Origin of the sequence: Citrobacter sp. RHBSTW-00029, from assembly GCF_014104295.1 — a bacterium.
In the GTDB taxonomy this organism is placed as follows: Bacteria; Pseudomonadota; Gammaproteobacteria; order Enterobacterales; family Enterobacteriaceae; genus Citrobacter; species Citrobacter youngae.
On sequence record NZ_JABXRT010000001.1, the window covers coordinates 2,926,635 to 2,947,564 of the forward strand.

Annotated in this window: 23 protein-coding genes, 1 tRNA gene and 3 pseudogenes; 13 read left to right on the top strand and 14 right to left on the bottom strand. The window is 48.6% G+C overall.

Translation table 11 applies throughout. From position 1 onward, the window contains the following. Positions 1 to 69: 69 nt before the first annotated feature. Both cusF and HV041_RS14380 read right to left on the bottom strand, forming a co-directional pair. Entirely contained in the window at positions 70 to 417 is a 348-nt protein-coding gene (cusF, locus tag HV041_RS14375; RefSeq protein ID WP_061067467.1) for a cation efflux system protein CusF, read from the bottom strand. Positions 418 to 449: 32 nt separating this feature from the next. Next, positions 450 to 1,832 (bottom strand): efflux transporter outer membrane subunit, encoded by a 1,383-nt coding sequence (locus HV041_RS14380; RefSeq protein ID WP_048212366.1) that lies wholly within the window; start codon positions 1,830 to 1,832, stop codon positions 450 to 452. Positions 1,833 to 2,014: 182 nt separating this feature from the next. Between HV041_RS14380 and cusR the strand changes: the two genes are divergently transcribed. From cusR to uspF, 7 genes are all read left to right on the top strand, one after another. After that, complete coding sequence (cusR, locus tag HV041_RS14385) at positions 2,015 to 2,698, top strand: copper response regulator transcription factor CusR (protein ID WP_182294236.1); 684 nt, start codon at positions 2,015 to 2,017, stop codon at positions 2,696 to 2,698. After that, positions 2,688 to 4,139: a Cu(+)/Ag(+) sensor histidine kinase gene (locus tag HV041_RS14390; RefSeq protein ID WP_101742357.1), complete on the top strand. Its 1,452-nt coding sequence runs from the start codon at positions 2,688 to 2,690 to the stop codon at positions 4,137 to 4,139. Before cusR ends, HV041_RS14390 begins: the two co-directional genes overlap by 11 nt. 143 nt (positions 4,140 to 4,282) lie before the next feature. After that, positions 4,283 to 4,609, top strand: coding sequence for a copper-binding protein (locus HV041_RS14395; RefSeq protein ID WP_121584338.1), 327 nt, complete (start codon positions 4,283 to 4,285; stop codon positions 4,607 to 4,609). 315 nt (positions 4,610 to 4,924) lie between these two features. Then, positions 4,925 to 5,431, top strand: a complete 507-nt coding sequence (locus HV041_RS14400; RefSeq protein ID WP_121585469.1) for a hypothetical protein — start codon at positions 4,925 to 4,927, stop codon at positions 5,429 to 5,431. A 14-nt stretch (positions 5,432 to 5,445) separates the two neighbouring features. Continuing rightward, the gene (locus HV041_RS14405) at positions 5,446 to 5,697 is read left to right on the top strand and encodes a hypothetical protein (RefSeq protein ID WP_121585468.1); all 252 of its coding nucleotides are present in this window, start codon (positions 5,446 to 5,448) and stop codon (positions 5,695 to 5,697) included. Between the two features lie 80 nt (positions 5,698 to 5,777). Continuing rightward, entirely contained in the window at positions 5,778 to 6,581 is an 804-nt protein-coding gene (locus HV041_RS14410; RefSeq protein ID WP_121584337.1) for an MBL fold metallo-hydrolase, read from the top strand. A gap of 145 nt (positions 6,582 to 6,726) precedes the next feature. Beyond that, a complete protein-coding gene (gene uspF, locus HV041_RS14415) occupies positions 6,727 to 7,155 on the top strand; it encodes a universal stress protein UspF (protein ID WP_048212371.1) in 429 nt (142 codons plus the stop codon). A 39-nt stretch (positions 7,156 to 7,194) separates the two neighbouring features. Here the strand turns inward: uspF and HV041_RS25110 are convergent. Both HV041_RS25110 and HV041_RS14420 read right to left on the bottom strand, forming a co-directional pair. Continuing rightward, positions 7,195 to 7,358 (bottom strand): annotated as a pseudogene (locus HV041_RS25110) (LexA family transcriptional regulator); the annotation flags it as partial. Between the two features lie 33 nt (positions 7,359 to 7,391). Beyond that, positions 7,392 to 7,646 (bottom strand): annotated as a pseudogene (locus HV041_RS14420) (recombinase family protein); the annotation flags it as partial. Here HV041_RS14420 and HV041_RS14425 point away from each other — a divergent pair. Continuing rightward, positions 7,552 to 8,793 carry an acyltransferase gene (locus HV041_RS14425; protein WP_237558109.1) on the top strand — a complete coding sequence of 414 codons (1,242 nt, stop codon included), beginning with the start codon at positions 7,552 to 7,554 and terminating at the stop codon, positions 8,791 to 8,793. The pseudogene HV041_RS14420 and the gene HV041_RS14425 sit on opposite strands and share 95 nt — an antisense overlap. Before the next feature lie 119 nt (positions 8,794 to 8,912). Here HV041_RS14425 and HV041_RS14430 read toward each other — a convergent pair whose 3' ends face one another. From HV041_RS14430 to HV041_RS14445, 4 genes and pseudogenes are all read right to left on the bottom strand, one after another. Then, a complete protein-coding gene (locus HV041_RS14430) occupies positions 8,913 to 9,218 on the bottom strand; it encodes a tail fiber assembly protein (protein WP_053065226.1) in 306 nt (101 codons plus the stop codon). Between the two features lie 41 nt (positions 9,219 to 9,259). Next, positions 9,260 to 9,481: pseudogene (locus HV041_RS14435) on the bottom strand (IS4 family transposase); the annotation flags it as partial. 99 nt (positions 9,482 to 9,580) lie between these two features. Continuing rightward, positions 9,581 to 9,657: transfer RNA gene (locus HV041_RS14440), tRNA-Arg, on the bottom strand. 39 nt (positions 9,658 to 9,696) lie between these two features. Continuing rightward, entirely contained in the window at positions 9,697 to 9,876 is a 180-nt protein-coding gene (locus HV041_RS14445; RefSeq protein WP_040232627.1) for a hypothetical protein, read from the bottom strand. A gap of 36 nt (positions 9,877 to 9,912) precedes the next feature. On the opposite strand from HV041_RS14445, the gene fimW reads away from it, so the two are divergent. From fimW to fimZ, 4 genes are all read left to right on the top strand, one after another. Continuing rightward, positions 9,913 to 10,506 carry a fimbria biosynthesis transcriptional regulator FimW gene (gene fimW / locus HV041_RS14450; RefSeq protein WP_165712222.1) on the top strand — a complete coding sequence of 198 codons (594 nt, stop codon included), beginning with the start codon at positions 9,913 to 9,915 and terminating at the stop codon, positions 10,504 to 10,506. 167 nt (positions 10,507 to 10,673) lie between these two features. Then, positions 10,674 to 11,402 (top strand): EAL domain-containing protein, encoded by a 729-nt coding sequence (locus HV041_RS14455; protein ID WP_121584335.1) that lies wholly within the window; start codon positions 10,674 to 10,676, stop codon positions 11,400 to 11,402. Between the two features lie 23 nt (positions 11,403 to 11,425). Further along, entirely contained in the window at positions 11,426 to 12,148 is a 723-nt protein-coding gene (locus tag HV041_RS14460; RefSeq protein ID WP_115600804.1) for a fimbriae Y protein, read from the top strand. A 589-nt stretch (positions 12,149 to 12,737) separates the two neighbouring features. Beyond that, positions 12,738 to 13,370, top strand: coding sequence for a fimbria biosynthesis transcriptional regulator FimZ (fimZ, locus tag HV041_RS14465; RefSeq protein ID WP_005122050.1), 633 nt, complete (start codon positions 12,738 to 12,740; stop codon positions 13,368 to 13,370). A gap of 50 nt (positions 13,371 to 13,420) precedes the next feature. On the opposite strand, the gene sfmF is transcribed toward fimZ, so the two are convergent. From sfmF to fimA, 6 genes are all read right to left on the bottom strand, one after another. Continuing rightward, positions 13,421 to 13,939, bottom strand: a complete 519-nt coding sequence (sfmF, locus tag HV041_RS14470) for a fimbria assembly protein (protein WP_048212618.1) — start codon at positions 13,937 to 13,939, stop codon at positions 13,421 to 13,423. A 10-nt stretch (positions 13,940 to 13,949) separates the two neighbouring features. Next, complete coding sequence (fimH, locus tag HV041_RS14475; protein ID WP_005122052.1) at positions 13,950 to 14,957, bottom strand: type 1 fimbria D-mannose specific adhesin FimH; 1,008 nt, start codon at positions 14,955 to 14,957, stop codon at positions 13,950 to 13,952. Between the two features lie 4 nt (positions 14,958 to 14,961). Next, entirely contained in the window at positions 14,962 to 17,583 is a 2,622-nt protein-coding gene (locus HV041_RS14480) for a fimbrial biogenesis usher protein (RefSeq protein WP_061067462.1), read from the bottom strand. A 7-nt stretch (positions 17,584 to 17,590) separates the two neighbouring features. After that, a complete protein-coding gene (gene fimC / locus HV041_RS14485; protein ID WP_005122054.1) occupies positions 17,591 to 18,283 on the bottom strand; it encodes a type 1 fimbria chaperone FimC in 693 nt (230 codons plus the stop codon). 41 nt (positions 18,284 to 18,324) lie between these two features. Beyond that, complete coding sequence (gene fimI, locus HV041_RS14490) at positions 18,325 to 18,858, bottom strand: type 1 fimbrial protein subunit FimI (RefSeq protein WP_048212376.1); 534 nt, start codon at positions 18,856 to 18,858, stop codon at positions 18,325 to 18,327. A 76-nt stretch (positions 18,859 to 18,934) separates the two neighbouring features. Continuing rightward, a complete protein-coding gene (gene fimA / locus HV041_RS14495) occupies positions 18,935 to 19,489 on the bottom strand; it encodes a type 1 fimbrial major subunit FimA (RefSeq protein ID WP_005122056.1) in 555 nt (184 codons plus the stop codon). A 574-nt stretch (positions 19,490 to 20,063) separates the two neighbouring features. On the opposite strand from fimA, the gene folD reads away from it, so the two are divergent. Continuing rightward, positions 20,064 to 20,930: a bifunctional methylenetetrahydrofolate dehydrogenase/methenyltetrahydrofolate cyclohydrolase FolD gene (gene folD, locus HV041_RS14500; RefSeq protein ID WP_005122057.1), complete on the top strand. Its 867-nt coding sequence runs from the start codon at positions 20,064 to 20,066 to the stop codon at positions 20,928 to 20,930.

Here is a 20,930-nt window from a genome sequence, read left to right on the forward strand (position 1 = left end):
CCATTGCGCGATAGTCTCGCCCGTGTCCAGGAAAACCCGGGCAAGAATAAAAGAGACCAGCGAGATCCGTTATTTACTGATGTGAATATCGCGTAAGACAGAGAGATTTCCCTGCTGAACAAACGTAAATGCAACTTTATCGCCTGGCTGAATATCGTCGGCCCTGGTATCAGATACCAGCGTGAAACGCATCGTCATTGCCGGCCAGTTCACTGCGGGAATAGGTTCATGTTTAATCGTGACTTTTTTGCTATCCATATCAATAGATTCAATCACGCCTGTCGCACTAATCACTTGCTCCTGCTGGGCCGCAGGCGCCATATTCATCATCTCGCCATGCTGATGTTCATTGGCCTGAGCGTTAAACATGACTACAGATAACACAGTAAACAAAGCGGCTTTAGCGGTAGTTTTCATGCAATATACTCCTGAGAATTTAAGATTAAATATCATTCAACCCAGCCACCGCCTAAGGCAGCAAACAGCTTAATTTCATTAACCTGTTGGGCATAGTTAAGGTCGAGCAACGATTGCTGTGTAGTGAATAAAGAACGCTCGGCGTCCAGTACTTCGATATAACTAACCGCACCATGTTGATAGAGTGCACGAGCGCGTTGCAGCGTGATTTGTAATGAGTCCAGATAACGCTGTTGTCCGGTAATTTGATCGGCAAGGCTTTGACGCAACACCAGTGCATCCGCAACTTCTTTAAATGCGTTCTGAATTTTTTGCTCGTAATTCACCACCGATTGCTGCTGGCGGATTTCTGCTAAATCGAGATTTGACTGATTACGTCCAGCGTTAAAGATCGGAATGTCTATTTTCGGGACAAAATTCCACATGCCGCTGGCCGCATTAAAGAGGCTGGAGAGATCGCCACTGCTGCTGGATACAGAGCTGGTCAGCGTAATCGATGGGAAAAATGCGGCTCGTGCAGCGCCAATATTGGCGTTCGCCGCCAGCAATCCATGTTCGGCCTCCATAATATCCGGGCGCTGCAATAATATTTGCGATGGGAGTGCGGGGGGCAGTGTCACGGGTTTTATATCACCGCGACTGCGCACGCGGTCGTCCGGTAATTTCCCGTACGTCCCCAGCAATAGTTGCAGTGCGTTGTTCGCCTGCGCCAGTTCGCCTTGACGTTTGGCAATATCGCTGCGTGTGCTTTCAATCACGCCGCGAGCCTGCTCCAGTGCCAGCACGTTCGTACTGCCGGTCATCAACTGTTTCTCGACAAACGCATAAGAGCGCTGGTAGTTTTGCAACGTTTCTTCGGCAATTTGCAGTTGCGCATAAGCCAGACGCTGGTTGAAATAACTTTGCGCCACATTAGAAATTAATGAGATATGCACCATTCGACGCGCTTCTTCACTGGCGAAAAAATTCTGCCGATCGGCTTCACTCATATTTTTCAGTCGACCAAAGAAATCCAGATCGAAACTGAGATTCAGTCCCGCTTCAAATTCCCGGTTGGTGCTGCTATCGCCTTTTAATTTCCCGCTATAGGTACCGCTGGAGCCAGCGTTAAGCTGTGGGTAACGATCGGCATCCGTCACACCGTATTGCGCTTTCGCTTCCTGAACCTTCAGTACCGCCATGCGTAAATCACGGTTATTGACCAGCGCCTCACCAATCAACGCCTTCACCTGGGAGTCAACAAAAAAGTTACGCCAGCCCGTATCCTGATATCCCGTCGGGGCCGAAACCAGCGTGTGCTGACTTAAGGAGAATTGCTGCGGGACCGGCAATGCCGGACGTTGATAGTCCGGAGCCAACGAGCAGCCAGCCAGAACAAAAATAGCGCTGAGGGTAAGAAGCTTAAATTTGTACATAGTTCTTCTCGTCCAGACCGGACTGATAACCATAAAAGATGTGTGAATTTATACCTGAATGACTCTGTTTAAGCGGTGACAGGAAAATGACAAAACTGTCATTTTCCCAATAACCGATTGCTATCCGATCCGCCTTCTCTAGAATTGAAAATCCGCACAGCCAGTGCGTGATGGAGAATGTCATGAAGATTTTGATTGTCGAAGATGAAAAAAAAACCGGCGAATACCTGACGAAAGGCCTGACGGAAGCGGGTTTTGTTGTGGATTTGGCGGACAACGGTCTGAACGGATATCACCTGGCAATGACCGGTGATTATGACCTGCTCATTCTCGACATCATGCTGCCCGATGTAAACGGCTGGGATATCGTGCGGATGCTGCGCACCGCCAATAAAGGCATGCCCATTCTGCTACTCACCGCACTGGGTACCATTGAGCATCGGGTCAAAGGTCTGGAGCTGGGGGCTGATGATTATTTGGTTAAACCGTTTGCCTTTGCAGAATTGCTGGCGCGGGTCAGAACGCTGCTGCGACGGGGAGCCGCGGTCATTGTCGAAAGTCAGTTTCAGGTCGCGGATTTAATGGTCGATCTGGTCAGCAGAAAGGTCACCCGCAACGGCACACGCATCATCCTGACCAGTAAAGAGTTTACGCTGCTTGAATTTTTCCTGCGTCATCAGGGAGAAGTGTTGCCGCGTTCGCTGATTGCCTCTCAGGTTTGGGATATGAATTTTGACAGCGACACCAATGCGATTGATGTCGCCGTGAAGCGTCTGCGGGCCAAAATCGATAATGACTTTGAGCCGAAACTGATTCAGACCGTGCGTGGCGTGGGGTACATGCTTGAGGTGCCGGATGGCAACTAAACGATTACAGCGCCCTTTTTCGCTGGCAACACGGTTAACCTTTTTTATCAGTCTGGCGACTATCGCCTCATTTTTCGCTTTCGCATGGATAATGATCCACTCGGTGAAAGTCCATTTCGCAGAGCAGGATATCAATGATTTAAAAGAGATCAGCGCGACGCTGGAGCGTATTATTAACCACCCGAACGAACCGGAATCGCGTCGGCTGGAAACACTAAAAAACGTAGTTTCGGGTTATTCTAACGTCATTATTTCTCTGGAAGATGCCAATCAGAGGGCCATTTTCCATTCACCTAATGCGCCGGATCTTCGTCAGTTTATCGCCACGGCAACGCCGGATAAAAATGCACATACCCGTAATGTCTTTTTAATTTCCGGCCCAACGCTGCAAACATCAGAACATGCGCACGGGAAAAACGCATCCTCCAACTGGCGAATGATTCGTTTACCCATTGGGCAGTTGCCAGACGGAAAACCGGCCTATACGTTGTTTATGGCGTTATCGATTGATTTTCATCTGCACTATATTAACGATCTGAAAAACAAACTGATCATGACAGCATCGTTAATTAGCATGATGATTGTTTTTATTGTGCTGTTCGCCGTCTATAAAGGTCATGAACCGATCCGTAATGTCAGTCGGCGCATCCAAAATATCACCTCTAAAGATCTCGATGTTCGCCTGGACCCGCAGGCCGTGCCGATTGAGCTTGAGCAACTGGTCGAGTCATTTAATCATATGATCGAACGAATCGAAGATGTGTTTAAACGTCAGTCCAATTTTTCTGCTGATATTGCTCACGAAATCCGCACGCCAATCACCAACCTGGTCACGCAAACAGAAATTGCCCTCAGCCATCCCCGCAGCACGAAAGAGCTGGAAGATGTGCTCTACTCTAATCTCGAAGAGTTTGGGCGTATGTCGAAGATGGTGAGTGATATGTTGTTTTTGGCACAGGCAGACAATAATCAGTTGATCCCGGAAAAAACAGCGCTGAATCTTGCGGATGAGGTCAGTAAAGTGTTCGACTTTTTCGAAGCCTGGGCGGAAGAACGCGAAGTCAGCCTGCGCTTTGAAGGTCGGGCATGCCGGGTTTCTGGCGACCCGTTAATGTTACGCCGGGCAATGAGCAACCTGCTCTCTAACGCAATGCGCTATACGCCCAAAGGCGAATCTGTCACCGTGCGAGTGAAAGAGGCTGATGATCTCGTGCATATTATTGTGGAAAATCCTGGTACGCCAATAGCCGCGGAACATCTGCCACGACTCTTTGACCGGTTTTATCGCGTCGATCCCTCACGACAGCGTAAAGGCGAAGGTAGCGGTATTGGCCTGGCGATAGTGAAATCGATTGTGATTGCCCACCAGGGAAAAGTCTCCGTGACATCCGACGCTCGCGCTACCCGCTTTATTCTGACATTACCCAAATATGCCGCTTAATAATTATTGGTGGCGCTAATGCGCCATCGATTAAACCTGATATTAATATTATTATTCTCTGACATCATCGTCATAATCCTGTCACCTCACTGACAGCCCCTGATTATTATAATTCTCCTGTAAACCGACACTGGAGAAATATGATGAATAAGATATCTTCCTTTTTAGCTATCGCCTTTTTTATCTCAGCTGGCGTTAATGCGGCAGAAACATCCACAATGCATCAGCAGGCAGCTATGGCTCACGATATGATGAATAATAGCGATGCACCTGCTCATCAGCAAATGGCACAAACACATGAAGCACAGGTGCAAAATAGCCAATCCACGCGGGCTAGTGCACCGTCTTTTTCGCAAATGAATGAACATGAAAAAGCGATGGTTGTTCATCAGTCAATGAATAACAGTCATTCCTATTCACATGATCTGCAGGCGAAAAAACATCGCGAACAGGCAGCAACCCAAGGGTAGTCCATCGTCCCCACCAAGCCACGCGCGCGGGCCTGCCTGCGCGCTTCCCCTTGGTTAATGTCAATATTAGAATTCTATTAAATCCCCAGACGAGACGTTAAATAATATAAACAGTGCAATAAAACTGTTTTAGCCCCGTAAACAATGCTCGCATAATATCTCAAATATTAATATCAACATTCCTTCCCGATTAAAATTTAGGAATCTCCCTGGTATTCGTTACTACTATTAAATGGGAGACTGCTGTCGTCGTCTACATGACAGAATAGATTTGCATTCCTATATATAAAATTAATGATGATAGCGAGTAACAAAATGAATAAACGTCTGCTGGCCATTTTCGTCCTCGGCCTGACAACTGCCACAACAGCATGTGCAATCACCCCTGCAATGCAGAAAAAATATGAACGTTCAGGTTGTACGCAGATAAGTGAACTCAACGGTTGCGATGTCAATAAATCTTATCAGTGGAACCGCGATCATGGTTTTATCGAAAACGATCAAAGCCAGCAAAATCGCCATCACCGTCATACAGAAGATCAGCAAAATACCCGTAATCAAGATAATCATGATAATGCCGGTATTGATGGCAAATTCACCGGTAATTACGTTGCTGAATTTGAGAATGGCCAACGTAGCGTTGATATTCACGTAGAAGACTCTGGCGTCTACGTAAATGGTCATGAAGTGCGTGACGTGAATACCTATAAAGATACGATGACCTTCCGTGTGGGATATGCCACTTATACCCTTAAAACGAATGGTCGCGGTAGCTGGAACAATCCTGACGCCGGGAATGCTGGCAAAATTGTGCGTGAATAATGGGTAACGCCACAATGAGGAAGCTGATATCCGCAGGGATTATTATGGTCAGCCTGTCGGGGTGTGCGGAACATCCTTATCTTTCGGCTGCAGCCGTAGGTGTAGGTGCTGCGGCGGTTGCCACGGCAATCGCCAACCACAAAAACCGTGAATCTAACCGCGATAAAGAGCATGAACGCCAGGAGCGCGAGCAAAGGGAGAATCAGCATGCATGGCGGCATAATCACCATCACCATGATGATGACGGCCACGACTCTCATCGTTGAGCCGTCCCAAAGAGCGCTGAGATCACAGCGCTCTGACATTCCGTGCGTTACAGTATGCCGCTTTAACGCTGGAGTCAGGTATGGCTTTAACCCTTACGGTATTGCTTGAAAACAGGCGCGCCCGCGGTGCTGAAAAAGCCCTACGGGCAAAACCTGGATTAAGTCTGTTAGTTCAGGATGAAACCACCACAATATTATTCGATACCGGGCCTGATGACAGCTTTAGGCACAATGCCGCACTGATGGGCGTAGACCTGTCTCAGTTAACTGCTGTCGTGCTCTCACATGGTCACTATGATCACTGTGGCGGCGTGCCGTGGCTTCCCGATAACAGCCGCGTCATCTGTCATCCACACATTGCCTGCGAACGTTACGCAGCATTCACGCTTGCAGGATATACCCGCAAAATCAAGAAATTATCACGCGAGAATGATTACTCTCGTCTGCAGATGGCGTACTCCCGTGAGCCTTTGCCCCTTAGCGAACGCTTTCTGTGGTCAGGAGAAATATCCGTATCCGCACCGCAGGCCTACGGTGTCATCAATGAGCATCCTCCCCAACAGGACTACGTCACTGACGAAGGGGTATTGATCTACAAGTCAGACCGCGGATTAGTCATCATTACCGGCTGCGGGCATCGGGGTATTGCCAATATCGTCGCTCACTGCCAGAAAATAACGGGCGTCAGCAAAATTCATGCCCTGGTCGGTGGCTTCCATTTACGCTGCGCATCACCCTATACGTTATGGCAAACCCGACGATTTATTAAACAACAGCAGCCAGAAAAACTTCTCGGCTGCCACTGCACCGGCGCATGGGGACGTTTGTGGTTGCCAGGACAAGAAGCTCCCGCGACAGGAGATGTTATTGTGCTGGCCGAATAATAATCACCACTGTGGTTGTTGTATCTTCATCACATAACATTCATGAATATTAAAATGCGCGCACAACCTTGATCTGGTCACTTATTATACAGAAATAACGTTCGCTACACTCAGGACAGAGGTAAACAAACAGGAGGTAGTGAATATGTATCGCTCTATTCTGGTGCCCATTGATATCTCTGAAGCCGATTTAACTCGCCATGTTATTCCGCAGGTTGAAGCGCATGCAAAAACCGCTAAGGTCCATTTTTTAGCGGTCATTCCTACCGTTCCGTTCTACGCATCACTCGGGCTCGCCTACTCCAACGAGTTCCCGGACAGAAGTGGTATACAGGCGAAAGCCGCCGAAAAGCTCGACGACATTGTTAAGCAATTCAATATCCCCGCCGGAAGAACTCAGACCCATGTGGTTTATGGTCCACCGAAAGATCAGATCCTTAAACTGGCAGATGCGGTGGACGCCGAATTGATCGTCATTGCATCCCATAAACCGGGTTTCAGCACCTATCTGTTGGGGTCAACCGCCGCAGCTGTAGTACGTCATGCTAAATGCCCCGTGCTTGTTGTGCGGTGATATTGGTTAGAAAAACAGGAAAACGGGAGCGAGCAGGCTCCCGTTTTCCTGATTAACCAGGTGTGGCTGAGAATGTGTTCGATATCGCTTGATTCTGAATTCCCCGTCTATTGCACATATCAGCAGCGAGCCATCACAGGCTGAAGCGACGCATCCACAACAAGCAGTGCCCCCTCCCTGAAATGTGAACGCAATGCCCGCAGTTCCTCCACTAACACAACACGATGTCGCATGCTGCGACCGAGGCGATCCAGTCTCCAGACTACAAGTTCGCCGCCCCGCTGTAACTCGCTGATCAATTGTTTCAGAACAGGCCGGTCTGCATTCCTGCCGCTGGCCCGCTCGTCATAGATGTGTTCACATCCTGCAATACGGAATGCAATCAGTTGTAGTTCGGTGCTTTTCTGGCATACGAGAAGAAAATCTCTTAAACTTTTTACTCCCGCCAATATCAGGGTGATAGTATTTAGCAACCTGACGCAACAGACCATTTCTACAGCAATGAAAAGAGAATACAGTTTAGATCTGGCCCGTCTGGTGGCCGCTTATTGTGTGTTGTTTAGCCATTTTGTTCTGAGTGGTACATTTGATGAGATATCGCGAACCTGGACCGGAAGTACAGAAAGCCTCCCCCTGCTAAGTAAATCATCACAATCATTATGGATGCTTGATACCTTTATGCTGGGGAAATGGCAAACGGCAGTGGCCATCTGGGGAGTTGCATTATTCTTTCTGATTAGTGGCTGGGTTGTGCCACCTATGCTATCCAGGTATTCGCGCCAGCAGTTTCTGATTAATCGCTTGTTCCGTATCTTCCCAATGCTGATTTTTGCCGTGATAATGGCTGCAACTATTCAGTACCTGTTTGGCGATCGCCACTCACTGAGTACGGTTAATGTTCTATCAACCATGACTCTGACCAGTCAGTTTTTCGGTTATCCGTTAACTCTCGCGGTTGTCTGGACACTGCTTATTGAGTTCAAATTCTATTTACTGATCACACTACTTGGGCATCTTAACTGCAAGAAGATTCTGTCTGCCGCTTCTCTGATGTTGCTACTGCTGATCTTTCAAATAAACCTTGTCAGGCACGGTGTTTATTCCACCTCACCTCAAATGTTAAGTATCACCAACGCATTCGCTCATGATTTTTGCTTTATGATTTTCATGTTATGCGGTTCCGCTCTCTTTTTGATAGTTAATAATACAAAACCTAATTTCAAAACAGTTGGGACATTGTTTTTGATACTGTCTGCTTATAATATTTACCGCTACCTCTGTATCAATCAGCTTGGGATACAACTTCATCAGGACATTAACGTTGCCACACAAATCATTGCGGGTCTGTTTTTTGGGTTGTGTCTGCTTACCAATAAATGTTTTTCCGGTGAAAACGCCCTTACGCATGCTATATGCAAACTATCTAACGTGACCTATTCGCTATATCTGCTACATGTCCCTATTGGCTTTTTTTTATTGTCACGATTACGGCATTTTATCGATAACCAATATTTCTTGTTGGTGGTCGTGACACTGAGTGTATCCCTGATAGCTGCTGTGACTTATCGGCTTATTGAGCTACCAGGGAATCGATTGGGGAAAACATTGCTAATACCCTGGATACCAAGAAAAATATAGTCTAACTTACGCCAACGGAGGAACCGGCCAGTTAATATCTGGCGCAGTGCTAGTATCAATCGCTGTCACTGCGTCGATGTAATCCAGCACAGCATTCAGCCGCAATTTCTCTGCATCAGTCAGCGTGTGCTGACCTGCAATTTTAGCTGTAGCACGCTGACTAACTGAATTGCCACATCGATCAGCGATTGTTTTATAGCATCAGCAGCGGCAACGTCCGCATTACGCTGAGCAGCAACATCAGTGACCCACTCGCTGCCGTTCCACGCATCAAAGGGCGTTGACGGTGGGACAGTAGTTATATTATCGGCATGCTCGCTCAGTTCGGTAATTCCGGTAGGACACCCGGTTTCTGTGTCATAAACGATTTCTCTTCGGTGGTCTGCAATATATTCCCACTCATCATTGTTTGTCTGACGACACACGGCAAAACCTGTTTTTCCAGTAAGCGGGGCATTGGCACAGGAATTAACGTCAGGGTGTTATCGCCGGTTTGCTCTATATGCCGCTCAGCAAGCTCATTTTCACTGTTGCTCATCATACCGAAGGCCATCGCCGTCAGCAGATGGCTGGTCAGTTCCATCTGACAGACCATTTTGACCTGCGGGTAGAGCGCCGGTTTCCCGGCATGCGTCTGTCGGGGGAAAGCGATATCGTTCTCTGACGTGTCCAGTGTGCATCAGAACACGCGAAGCAAATTGACTCGATTTTTAGTGATGATGTCCCCAATATGTCCCATCTGGGAAATAAGGAACCTGCAGAAAATGGGTAAGCTACTGAAATAAAATGGTACGCCCTGTAGGATTCGAACCTACGACCTACGGCTTAGAAGGCCGTTGCTCTATCCAACTGAGCTAAGGGCGCATAGAGAAGTGATGACTTCATGCAGATGAAACGCGTGAATTATACGGTCAGCGCCTGCTGAGTCAATGCCTTTTGTTCCGGTTGCTGACGAAGTGTACGAATGTTGTTTTTTTCTGGTCGTTCATGGGGTTCCAGGAAATCACCTGGTAATAACTCAGCCAGCATAATGCGGGATTTAAGGTTACAAGTATTTAGAAAATTAATGATTTTGCTTAACATTCCCCAACCCCTTCCCTGCTGTTCAGGACCTCGTCAATGTTAAGTATCGCTATCAAGGAAGAAAATAGTCATTTCGAACATGGGCTGAAAATCATCATCTCCCGCATGGCAAATGAGTGGCATCAGGACATCTGCTTTTTACCTACCGAAGATATCGATCGCGCAGACATCGCCTTTATTTCACTGGATGACGATTGGCTCAGCGCAGGATGTTATCAGGTTCCCGTCCACACCAGACGCCAGCATCGGGTTATCATCTGCAACGGAGGCGATAAAGATAAGCTGATGTTTCGTCCCTGCCTGTATATGCTGCCGCTTATCTATCGCGAAGATAATGTTGAAGCGATAACCCAAAAATTGATTCTGATTCTGCAAAAACGCGCGCTCCGCCACAGTGTGCCTGCAACCATCTGCCATTACTGTACCACCCGCCACTTTTCAGTGGAGGAACGCCAGTTTTTAATGCTACTTGCCAGCGGTAACACGCTCGCTGAAACAGCACATCTTCTCTCCATCAGCGATATCCAGGCCAGAGCAACTCGCCGCCGTATTATGAAAAAGCTGGATGTGAAAAATGATCAGCAATTTTTAAGGTATATCAGGGCGCACCTGAGTTTTCTGCAACAGTAGAGTGAATCTTGCGGTCGGGCATTTTATTGAGAAATGTCTCATCATCAATTAAGTATCGGCACCTACTGTACCTAATCGCATGCTGCCAGAATACCCTATGTATATTATTTCCGGGGAAACAAATAGACACACTCGGTAATATTTGCTCTGACGCCAGGGGGGATATCGTGGCACCGAGCCTGCTATTATGGAATGATAAATCTGAGTACTCGGTCTTTACCGCCAAAAACAGCGATGCAGAACCCCTGCAATTCGCACTTAAATTCGAGCCCATTGTCGATTTGTCTACCGCGTTGAGATACGGTTGTGAGGTCCTCACACATCTTCCCGCCAATATAAACAGTGAGAAATATTTTCACCAACTGTCGGTTCAGCATCAACAGCATCTGTTTTATCAGCAAATTGACAAAATTAAGTGCTACCAACAGGGACTGCGCTACTCACTGAATTTACCGATGCAAGCCTTTCTGAGTTGGCCGCTATTCCATTCCCTGATTACGCCCTCTCCGTCCAGCTTGATTATCGAAATACAAGATCCAAATACATTTTATTCTTTAAGTACACCCCAGCGGGCGATCGTCTACGGCGTAATTCAACATCTTGAAGACCATGGTATCCCAATATGGCTGGATGACGTCAATGAGGAACTGCTTGGCACATTCACCGCAGCCAACTGGCATTTGTCAGGGGTGAAGTTAGATAAAAATACGTTCTGGACACTCAGTCATGTGCCGGAAAAACTCCGCCAGGTTATTCAGATGGGGCGCGCAATCGCCAGCCTGGTGGTAGTTGAAGGAATTGAAACGCAAAAACAGCAGGAAATTGCCCTGCGCGCTGGCGCAAATTTGGGTCAGGGATATTTGTGGCCAGCCATTTATCCAGAGCAGGCGCAATAGATACGGACAGGGAAAAAGGAAGGATGCGCAGTGTAAAACGCCGGGAACGGCATCGCCGTTTACGAAACGCCCACTGTACCTGGCAATATGATCACTGTGCGCCGCAGGAATTTGACAGAATTGAGTATCTGGCTCAAAAACTTGATTACACATTACCGGGCGACACAATATCTCAAGCGATTATCACAACAGACAACTATCTCGGCTATACGTTAAATCGCTATTTATTTTCTGGTACGCACACGGCCATCTTCCAGACGATTGAATCGGCCCTGCCACTGTTGAAAGAGTCTGAAGCGAGTCAGTTAGTGGTTGATATGGATGGTGCATCAAGCTCATATTTCGATGTTCTGGAATATCTTCGCCGACTCATTAAAGAACAGGATAATATTCAAATTTTCATATTACTTCCCAGTCGCCACGAAGCGCTCAGGCACTTTATTGCGATGGCTGGGCCATTCTATATCCTGTCGCGCCGTCAGCGCCTCCCGGAGATGCGCCATGCTTTATTATCTATGCCGCCGGACCATATTCACTCCGGGCACATAAATCAGGCCGACTGGGAGATGATCTCATTACTGTCACAAGGTAAATCGTTAAAGAAGATTGCTCTGCTGCAGGCTCAACCCTATCACCGCGTTATCTATCGCCTGAACCAGCTGATCACGCTGCTGGGGTTGCCACATCGTCAGCGTTTTTTGCATCTGATACATCGCCTCAGCGTTACCTATCCCCATTTAATTTAACACCCTAACCCTCTGTGATATAAGAATTTATAGGAAATTACTTATTTTCAGCTGAGAAAACGAATGTGATTTTTACAAACATTTAATATTTACAACTATTCCTGGTATTATATGTCGCGCAGGTATCCTGCTTTAGCTGACAGATTCAGTACATTTCGACAAAAAAGAATTGCCTTGCCGCCTTAACAAAACCTAAACAATTAGTCCATTGTGTCGTTTTTACTATTTAAAAAATTTTTTCAATCTGCCATAATTCAAACAGCAGGAGATTAATATCAATAGTCATTACCATGCCCTGATCTTTCAGGATATCCTAACAGACATTATGAACTTACGTGCTGTAAGCCTTTTCCGAAAGTGCAGAGCAGGTATAATCCTCACTGTTTTCTGATTAATTGTAAGTTTTCCCTGGTGTGAAATGGATATTCCACAAACTCATTGTTCTGACGTAGAACAACCGAATAAACAAGGATGACATAATATTTATTCGGTTCTTCTTCCAGAGCAATCCTTGGCTATTTGACAATATTATAACGCCTGATGTTTTATCAAAATCGCAAGATACACAAACAGTTTGAGGCATACAACAATGAAACCAGCATCCGTTATCATTATGGACGAACACCCTATTGTCAGAATGTCGATAGAAGTACTGCTCGAAAAGAATAGTAATATTCAGGTTGTTCTGGAAACCGATGACAGCCGCGCAGCAATAGATCATCTACGGACTTATCCAGTCGATCTGGTCATTCTGGATATTGAACTACCTGGCTCCGATGGGTTTACATTACTCAAGAGAATAAAATCTCTGCAGGAAAAAACTCGGGTACTGTTTCTATCCTCAAAGTCTGAATCATTTTATGCCGGACGGGCGATCCGTGCCGGTGCCAATGGCTTCGTCAGCAAACGAAAGGATCTCAATGATATCTATAACGCGGTGAAAATGATTTTATCAGGATATTCATTTTTCCCTTCAGACACGCTTAACTTTATTAATAATATTAATATACGTAAAGGTGTGCTGAATGACATGCCGTTATCGAACCGCGAGGTAACGGTTTTACGTTATCTGGCGAATGGGTTATCTAATAAAGAAATTGCTGAGCAACTTTTATTGAGTAATAAAACAATCAGCGCTCACAAAGCTAACATCTATTCCAAGCTCGGACTACATACCATTGTTGAGCTTATTGATTATGCAAAGATGCATGAATTAATGTGATCGCACTCCCGGCGAGGCGTCGTTCGGGAGTGCGTTATCAGCGCATGATGTCAATTGTAGTTAATCATAAACGTAGCATCTGCTTTCGCGATCCCCGGTTGAACGCCATCTGCCAGCGCAATATAGTTGGCAAAAAAAGTCAGCATAGCGTTGCCATTTTCATCAATGCTTACTGTCTGGCTGGCTTGTTCAAGCGGTAATCGCGTACGGTCGCTATCGTGCAATTCAATCGCGACCTTTTGTGCCATCACGGCATCGTCCAGCGCCAACAACGTGGTACCCGCTGCCGGCGTGCCGGAAAAGGTTATCGAGGCCGACCCCGGCGGGCAGCCTTCAAGTTTCAACGTGAAGGGAACCGGTTGGGTCGTATCCCCGGTGGTCTTTAATTGTTTTGTTGGCCAGGTGCCTAGTTCAACCAACTTATTATTGTCACTGGCAATAACCGCACAGGTAAAGTCCACAATATTACCGTGTAGTTCGATATTAATCTCACCCAGCGAGGTATCCGCCTGGCATAGTGAACTGGCTGACACTGCTGATATCAATACGAAAAGTGCACGGCGTCTCATTGTTTTCTGCTTATTCATAATCAACTCGCAGATAGCCACGGGCGGTGAAAGGCCCTTCCGCTGGTTTATTGCCCGTCACGCTGACTGGCCATGCTCTAATGCCAACCCGCGCGGCAGCGTTATCATCCAACTGAAAGGGAATGGTGCTGGACAGATTGTTGGGTGTCAGCGGTTTACCGCTGCTGTCGGCCACGATAAAACCTAAATCCGGGTTGTCCGATATCATCATTTGCCCGGACGCTTTTTCGGCCTCGACCCGCATGGTCAGATAAGCTTGCGCGGCAACATTTGTACATTTTATGGCGACCGTTTTCGTTTGCGTATTGATACCTTCGGGCCGGTTACCGGCTCCCGCCTTGCTGAACAGCGAGGCACCAATATCGCCAAAATCAAACTCCACGATTTGCCCGGCATTCACCTCGCAGTTTTGTGGAACTTCCACCTTGCCGCTGTAGCTTATGGTGTAAACCGGCGTACTCAGCGCATCTCCCGTGCTGGTAGTGACATAGACGCTGAACATCGTCTGTCGCGGGATCGGCACCATGTTGATAAATGAACGAATCACTTTTAATTTAAACACCAGCTTCGAATCCATCACGCCAAAAGGCTGCTGTTTGGAAACGTTTGGGTGATTCCCCATGCGGATATAATTACGTGGAGGATAAAACAACCCCGCGTAGCTATCGGTAATACTCATGGCCCCCAACAGGTAATCATTGAGTTTCAGATACTGAAAGTTATTTTCCGTACTTTGCACGGGGAGTTCTGTCACATAACTTCGGTAGGTGTAATTCACCGTCGTCCCTGCCGGGCAGGTTGCATTCACCCCAACCCAGCCTGACTTTTCAGGCAATGTCACTACCTGGCCCGGTTGGTTATTGCTGCTGTTAAACACATTCGACAGATCGTAATAAACGTCCGTTGGCGTTCCGTTCGAGTTATGGCAGACCGTCGCCCATGACGTATTAGCTATAAGCAGTAAAGCGCTTCCCAGTAGCAAACCGGTTTGTCGTTTCATCATATTATCCCTGTCGTGCCGACGGTCGTTGGCACATCACGTTGGTGAGCGTTACAGCCTGTTTCAGGCTCTCTTCAGGCAAGGTATAGTGCGCTTCACAGCGTGCGTTTGCGCCTTCACCCCATTGGATCAACAAGTTGCCTTTGAGCGGCAGACCACTCAGATAAATTTGTCCATCCTCACCGACCATGCTGGTGACGCCGCTCGTGGTTTCGCGAACCACCGACCCAAATGGCACCGGTTTTCCATCCCGATTCACCGTGATAAGCGCCCGCACGCCAATGCGTGTATCAAACGCCGCACGTACCAGTGCTCCCTGCGTGGGCACGACGCTGCTAACGTTATTTTCCACATCGGTGTTGTTATTCATTGAATTGGTATCCAGCGCGACGCGGTTGTAACGATAAACGGTGGCATACGGCATGACCGCGTAGCCACGCCAGTCGGTCTGCACGCCGGTCTGGTTTTCTATCCGCACCCCCTGAGCCCCTGGTGCTTTTATCAGTACGTTGGTATCGCCCAGTGGTTGGCTGAGCGTAATGCCGTCCGCATGTCCGATGACGCCACCGGAGAGTTGCCAGTTATAGTCATGCTGGTCACGGTCATAGTTGTAACCCACGCCCAGCGTGCCATAGGCCGCCTGCCAGTTCGCGTTAGCGCTCCCGCTGTATCCGTTGGAGCTGCTGTGTCCCTGATTAACGCTGTAGCTGAGATTGCGTCCATCTAACAGCGTGCCGCCAATACCGCTTTGCCAGCTGTTTTGTCCATTGCTGTTACGGTTCGCATTGAAAGTGGCGTAGGTGCGATCGAGTGCGTTATCACGCGAGTAGCGCCGCCCGGTCAGCAGACTGAACGGTACAGACACATTGAAGGCCAGGATGCGGTCGGTATCAGAGATCCCGACCGATTCATTCCATGACCAGGAGAGTGAATAGCTAATCCCCTGCCAACCGCTGGCATACCCCAGCTGGTACCAGGTATTGGTATCTGAGGTGTTCCAGTACGTTTGCTGGCTACCCGATACATAGAGTGATCCGTAATCGCCAAGGTTCTGCGAAATGTTGATCTGAAAACGTCCCTTTTTGCTGTAGCTCAGATTGTGGTAGCTCTTCACCTGTGGAACATCGTGGCGATTCCCTTCGCTGTCATATTCGTACTCGTAACCTTCCATACTGCGATACGCCACATCATCGAGGGTATAAAACCCGCGCGTCGAATAGCGGTACCCCAACAGCTGGAAGTTGGTACCGAAGTTGTTCAGTGATTTTGCATACAGAAAACGCAGCGATTGCCCCTGATGCGTACTGTCATCCGCCAGTTGGCTCCGGGCATGCGTTAAATCGACAGAGACGGCTCCCCAGTCTCCCAGGTTGCGGCCAGTACCTAACACTAGTGCGGTGTAGCGTGAAGCTAACTGCGTGCCGCCATACGCGGTGTAACCTTCTGGTAACCCGGCAATTAACGTTCCCTGGAAAAAGAATGGCGAAGACTGCTGGCTATTACCGCTGCGAAAATCCCCGGCGACAACGTCATATTTGAAACGTCCTTCACGCTGGAGCAGAGGTACCGTGGAATACGGCACCGTATAGCGCTGTTGACTGCCGTCCTTCTCATCAACCGTTACGTCCAGGTCACCACTCGACGAGGTGGGGTTAAGATCGGTTATCGAAAAAGCGCCTGGCGAAACATAGCTTTGATAAATCACGTAGCCATTCTGGCGAATAGTCAGTTTCGCTGCGGTACGCGCAATCCCACGGACGGTTGGCGCATAGCCCTGTAAGCTGTCGGGATACATGCTGTCGGACGAATAGAGACGAGCACCACGAAAACCGATACTGTCAAAAACGTCGTTGCCGGTGTTGCTGTCCCCCATAACCAGCTCACCCTTCAGCGGAATAATCGCGCGCTGAAGCCATGTGCCAATATTTTTCCAGCTTTGCGAATGGTAGCCGTCACCTTTCGAGTAGTTCCATGCACCGTTATTCCTCAGCCGCCATGGGCCATAGTTCAGGCCGCTTAACATGCTTAAGAAATAGCTGTCGGTATCGCTGCCGCGACTGCCGGTAAAGCTGTAGTTAACCAGCGCCGCCGGAATACCTTCATCCCACTCCTCTGGCGGAATATAGCCACGCGCACTGTTCAACATTGAGGCTTGCGGCAGGCTGACATTTAAACGCAGTGTAGAAAAATCGAAGGCAATTTCGCTACCAGGAATCGCCTCTGGCAAATTAATACAGGTATTGTTCGCATCCTGACTGAGTGCCGGAAACGCAGTGATATTGACGCCAAGGCGTTTAACCCAGTCGAGATCAAAGCACGGCATCAGCCCGCCGGATTTTTCTCCGGCTTTCCCCGCACTGGTGGCGAAACGAATATCCTGGGTAGCCACAAACTCATCATTGCGCCAAATATCCACACGATAAACGCCTTCAGGCTGGTGATTCCCTTTTTCGAAACGAGACAAATCCGCCACAGTAGCGGTATCGGCAGATAAAAACGCCGGATTGAAATAGCTTTCACCCTGGCTGAAGGAGGGAAAGAGCGCGGCCAGCGTGGACAACGCCACCCCCGCCAGCGGTGGCGTAACCCCCGGTAACAGGCCAGGAAAATACGTTGTCTTATTCATCGTTTTCTCAACGCACGCTAACCGTTTTAGCGGTGGTGACTGCGCCATAATCGTTCACCGTCTGGAACGTAACGTTTCCCTGAACGCCAGTCGGCAACAGGACCTGCGTGTCATTTTTTGGCGCAACCATAACGTTATCAATCTTCGTATTTCCGACATTGAGATTGACCAGCGTGACGTAATACGCTGACGGGTTGGTGATTTTCAGGTGGTTGCCAGTACGGGAAAACTGCAGCATGCCTGGCGCATCTTCCGCGATTTGTGGCAGATTATTTGGGCGGACAAAGAGTTTGATGCGCGACAAAATCGCCAGTTGCAGAACGTTTTTCCCCTCAAGGCTATTTTTATTGACCGACGGAATAGCCTTCACATTCATCCAGAACAGCGATTCACGGTCTTTGGGCAGCGGCTCGCCCGCGTAGATGATACGCAGCGTGTTTTCGCTTTTAGGTTCACTGACAAACAGCGGCGGTGTGACCACAAACGATTTATCTTTGACGCCTGCGCTGTTCTCTATCCATGAATTAATCAGGAAACGTTCTTTGGTATCACTATTACTAATGGCGAGGGACGTTTGTTTAGCCTCGGCAGGATAAATAACGCGAGTTGCACCTAATGCAATTCCACCAGATGCCTGCACACTGGTGGCAGAAAATAAGGCCAGTAAAATGATAAAGCCTGATTTTAGATAATTAAACATAGCTACAAATACCTTTGGCGTGATTATCGTTAGGAAATAAATCAGGGATACACCAACGTAAACCACACATCTGAACGAAGCGTTCCCGGCGTTATATATTCCGAGACAGCCCGATAGCGAGCAGTGAAATGAAACGTCATCTCTTGCGTTAAAATCGGGGCATAATGAAGCGGCAGCGCATTCGGAATTATTTGTCGCTGTCGCTCATCAAACAACGCCAGACCAATACCCGAAACCGCAGACGCATCGCCGCTGGCAAGAAAGACCTGTGGATCTTCGGCTGGCGTAACGCCCGCAAAGGCAATCCCCACATGGTCATAAACATCAGCACTGCACGACGTTAGTCGCAGCGAAAACGGTACGCTGGTAGAAGCAAAGCTTCCCGTCCCGGAAAACGCGTTAGTGCGGTACTGCCCCATCTGCACCCGTAAGCTCTGGCTGTCTGTGGCAACCGTACAGGCACCATTAACCAGTTGCCCACGTAAATGAAGACGGCCACTTTCCAGTATCACGGTGTGAGCAAACGCCGGCATTACGCAGACCATTCCCGCCAGCGCTACGCCTTTCCCTATCATCTGCCACATCCTTCATCATCCCCGGATAGTGCCTCATCCCATGAGGCGGTAGTCTTCCCTGCAAGAATCAAACGGCTTATTCGTACTTCATGATGAAGGTCGCATCCGCATTTGCCTGACCCGGCGTGGCGCTGGTTGCTGTGGCTTTATAACGCGCGGAGAAACGCAGGGTGTTGGTGCCTTCCACCAGCGCCTGAGCGGTTGAGAAGGTCGCGCCATCTGGCTTCAGTGCGGTAGAGGTGTTGTCCAGGATTTCGATCCCTACGCCGCCCGCTGTGGTGCTGTTATCCGAAGAGGAGAGAGCCAACAGGCTGTTGTTGGTGAGGTCCGTCTGGCCCGAGAAAGCAACAGCAGCAGTCGCAGCAACTTTCGGGTCACAGTCGTTCAGCACTATGGAAAACGGAATTTGCGCCGTGGTGTCACCGACTGCGGTGAAGCTGGCGGTACGATATTGGCCTAATGTGACAACCTGGTCGGCTGACTGAGTGCTCACTGCACAGGCTGCATTGACCAGTTCACCTTCAAAGTGAACCGTACCGCCGCTCACGCTTACCGGATCTGCCGCCACCGCTGCGCCCGCCATTAACATCATGCTGGCAAAAACAGAAGAGGTCATTAATTTACGTTTCATGGATTTCCCTTGAATTACACACATCCGGCTCCAGCGTCCTGCGGGATCCGTTTGAATCATTATCGACATTAAATGTCAGGCAAATTATCTCTGCATCCTGTAAAGATATATATCGAGAGAGAATTAGCGAAACGTGTACTCCCACTCTCCTGAGTATTTGATTCACTAATTAATCTTCACGAATATGACAATTCGTCACCGGGATAAATTAAACATTTCAATTAATGAAAAATACCTGCAATTCCTTTTAATGACCCTGGCTTATTCTTATTGGACTCTAAGAAAATTCCGGATGGAAATGAGGCAAAAACGGCCATAACAAGACGTAACAGTCTGGTTTCTGAGATATTACCCATGAAAATAGCAGGGTGATGAGTTGTTTCATTTAGGTTAAATTTCGTTAGCATGCTTATGAATTACGTACCAACGTCCAACACCTGTTGCCGCGCTCACGGGCTATGCGAAACACTCCACCGCACGTAAAAACGCAAACGAAAACTGACAGCACGCCCCGCTTCTGACAAAATAGTGACATCCCCTTCGACTTAACGTAACAGACGGAATCCTCTCTCTGATGGCAGCAAAGATTATTGACGGTAAAACGATTGCGCAGCAGGTGCGCTCTGAGGTTGCTCAAAAAGTTCAGGCGCGTTTAGCGGCTGGATTACGCGCCCCAGGACTGGCTGTTGTGCTGGTAGGTAGCAACCCGGCTTCGCAGATTTACGTGGCAAGTAAACGCAAAGCTTGTGACGAAGTGGGTTTTGTCTCCCGCTCCTGGGACCTGCCTGAAACCACCAGCGAGGCGGAACTTCTTGAGCTGATCGATACGCTCAATGCAGATGCCACCATCGATGGTATCCTGGTACAACTGCCGTTGCCGGCGGGTATCGACAACGTCAAAGTGCTGGAGCGTATTGCACCGGATAAAGACGTTGACGGTTTCCACCCGTATAACGTCGGTCGCCTGTGCCAACGCGCGCCGCGCCTGCGTCCATGTACCCCACGCGGTATCGTGACCCTGCTTGAACGCTACAACATCGACACGTATGGCCTGAACGCCGTGGTGATTGGCGCCTCCAATATTGTTGGTCGCCCGATGAGCATGGAACTGCTGCTGGCTGGCTGCACCACCACCGTTACCCACCGGTTCACCAAAGATCTGCGTCGCCACGTTGAGCATGCTGACCTGCTGATCGTCGCCGTCGGTAAACCAGGCTTTATTCCCGGTGAGTGGATTAAAGAAGGTGCGATTGTGATTGATGTCGGCATCAACCGTCTGGAGAATGGTAAGGTTGTTGGCGATGTGGTCTTTGAAGATGCTGCCGCACGCGCGTCATATATCACGCCAGTGCCGGGCGGCGTTGGCCCTATGACCGTCGCCACGCTTATCGAAAACACGCTGCAGGCGTGTGTTGAATATCATGATGTAAAGGACGTTTAA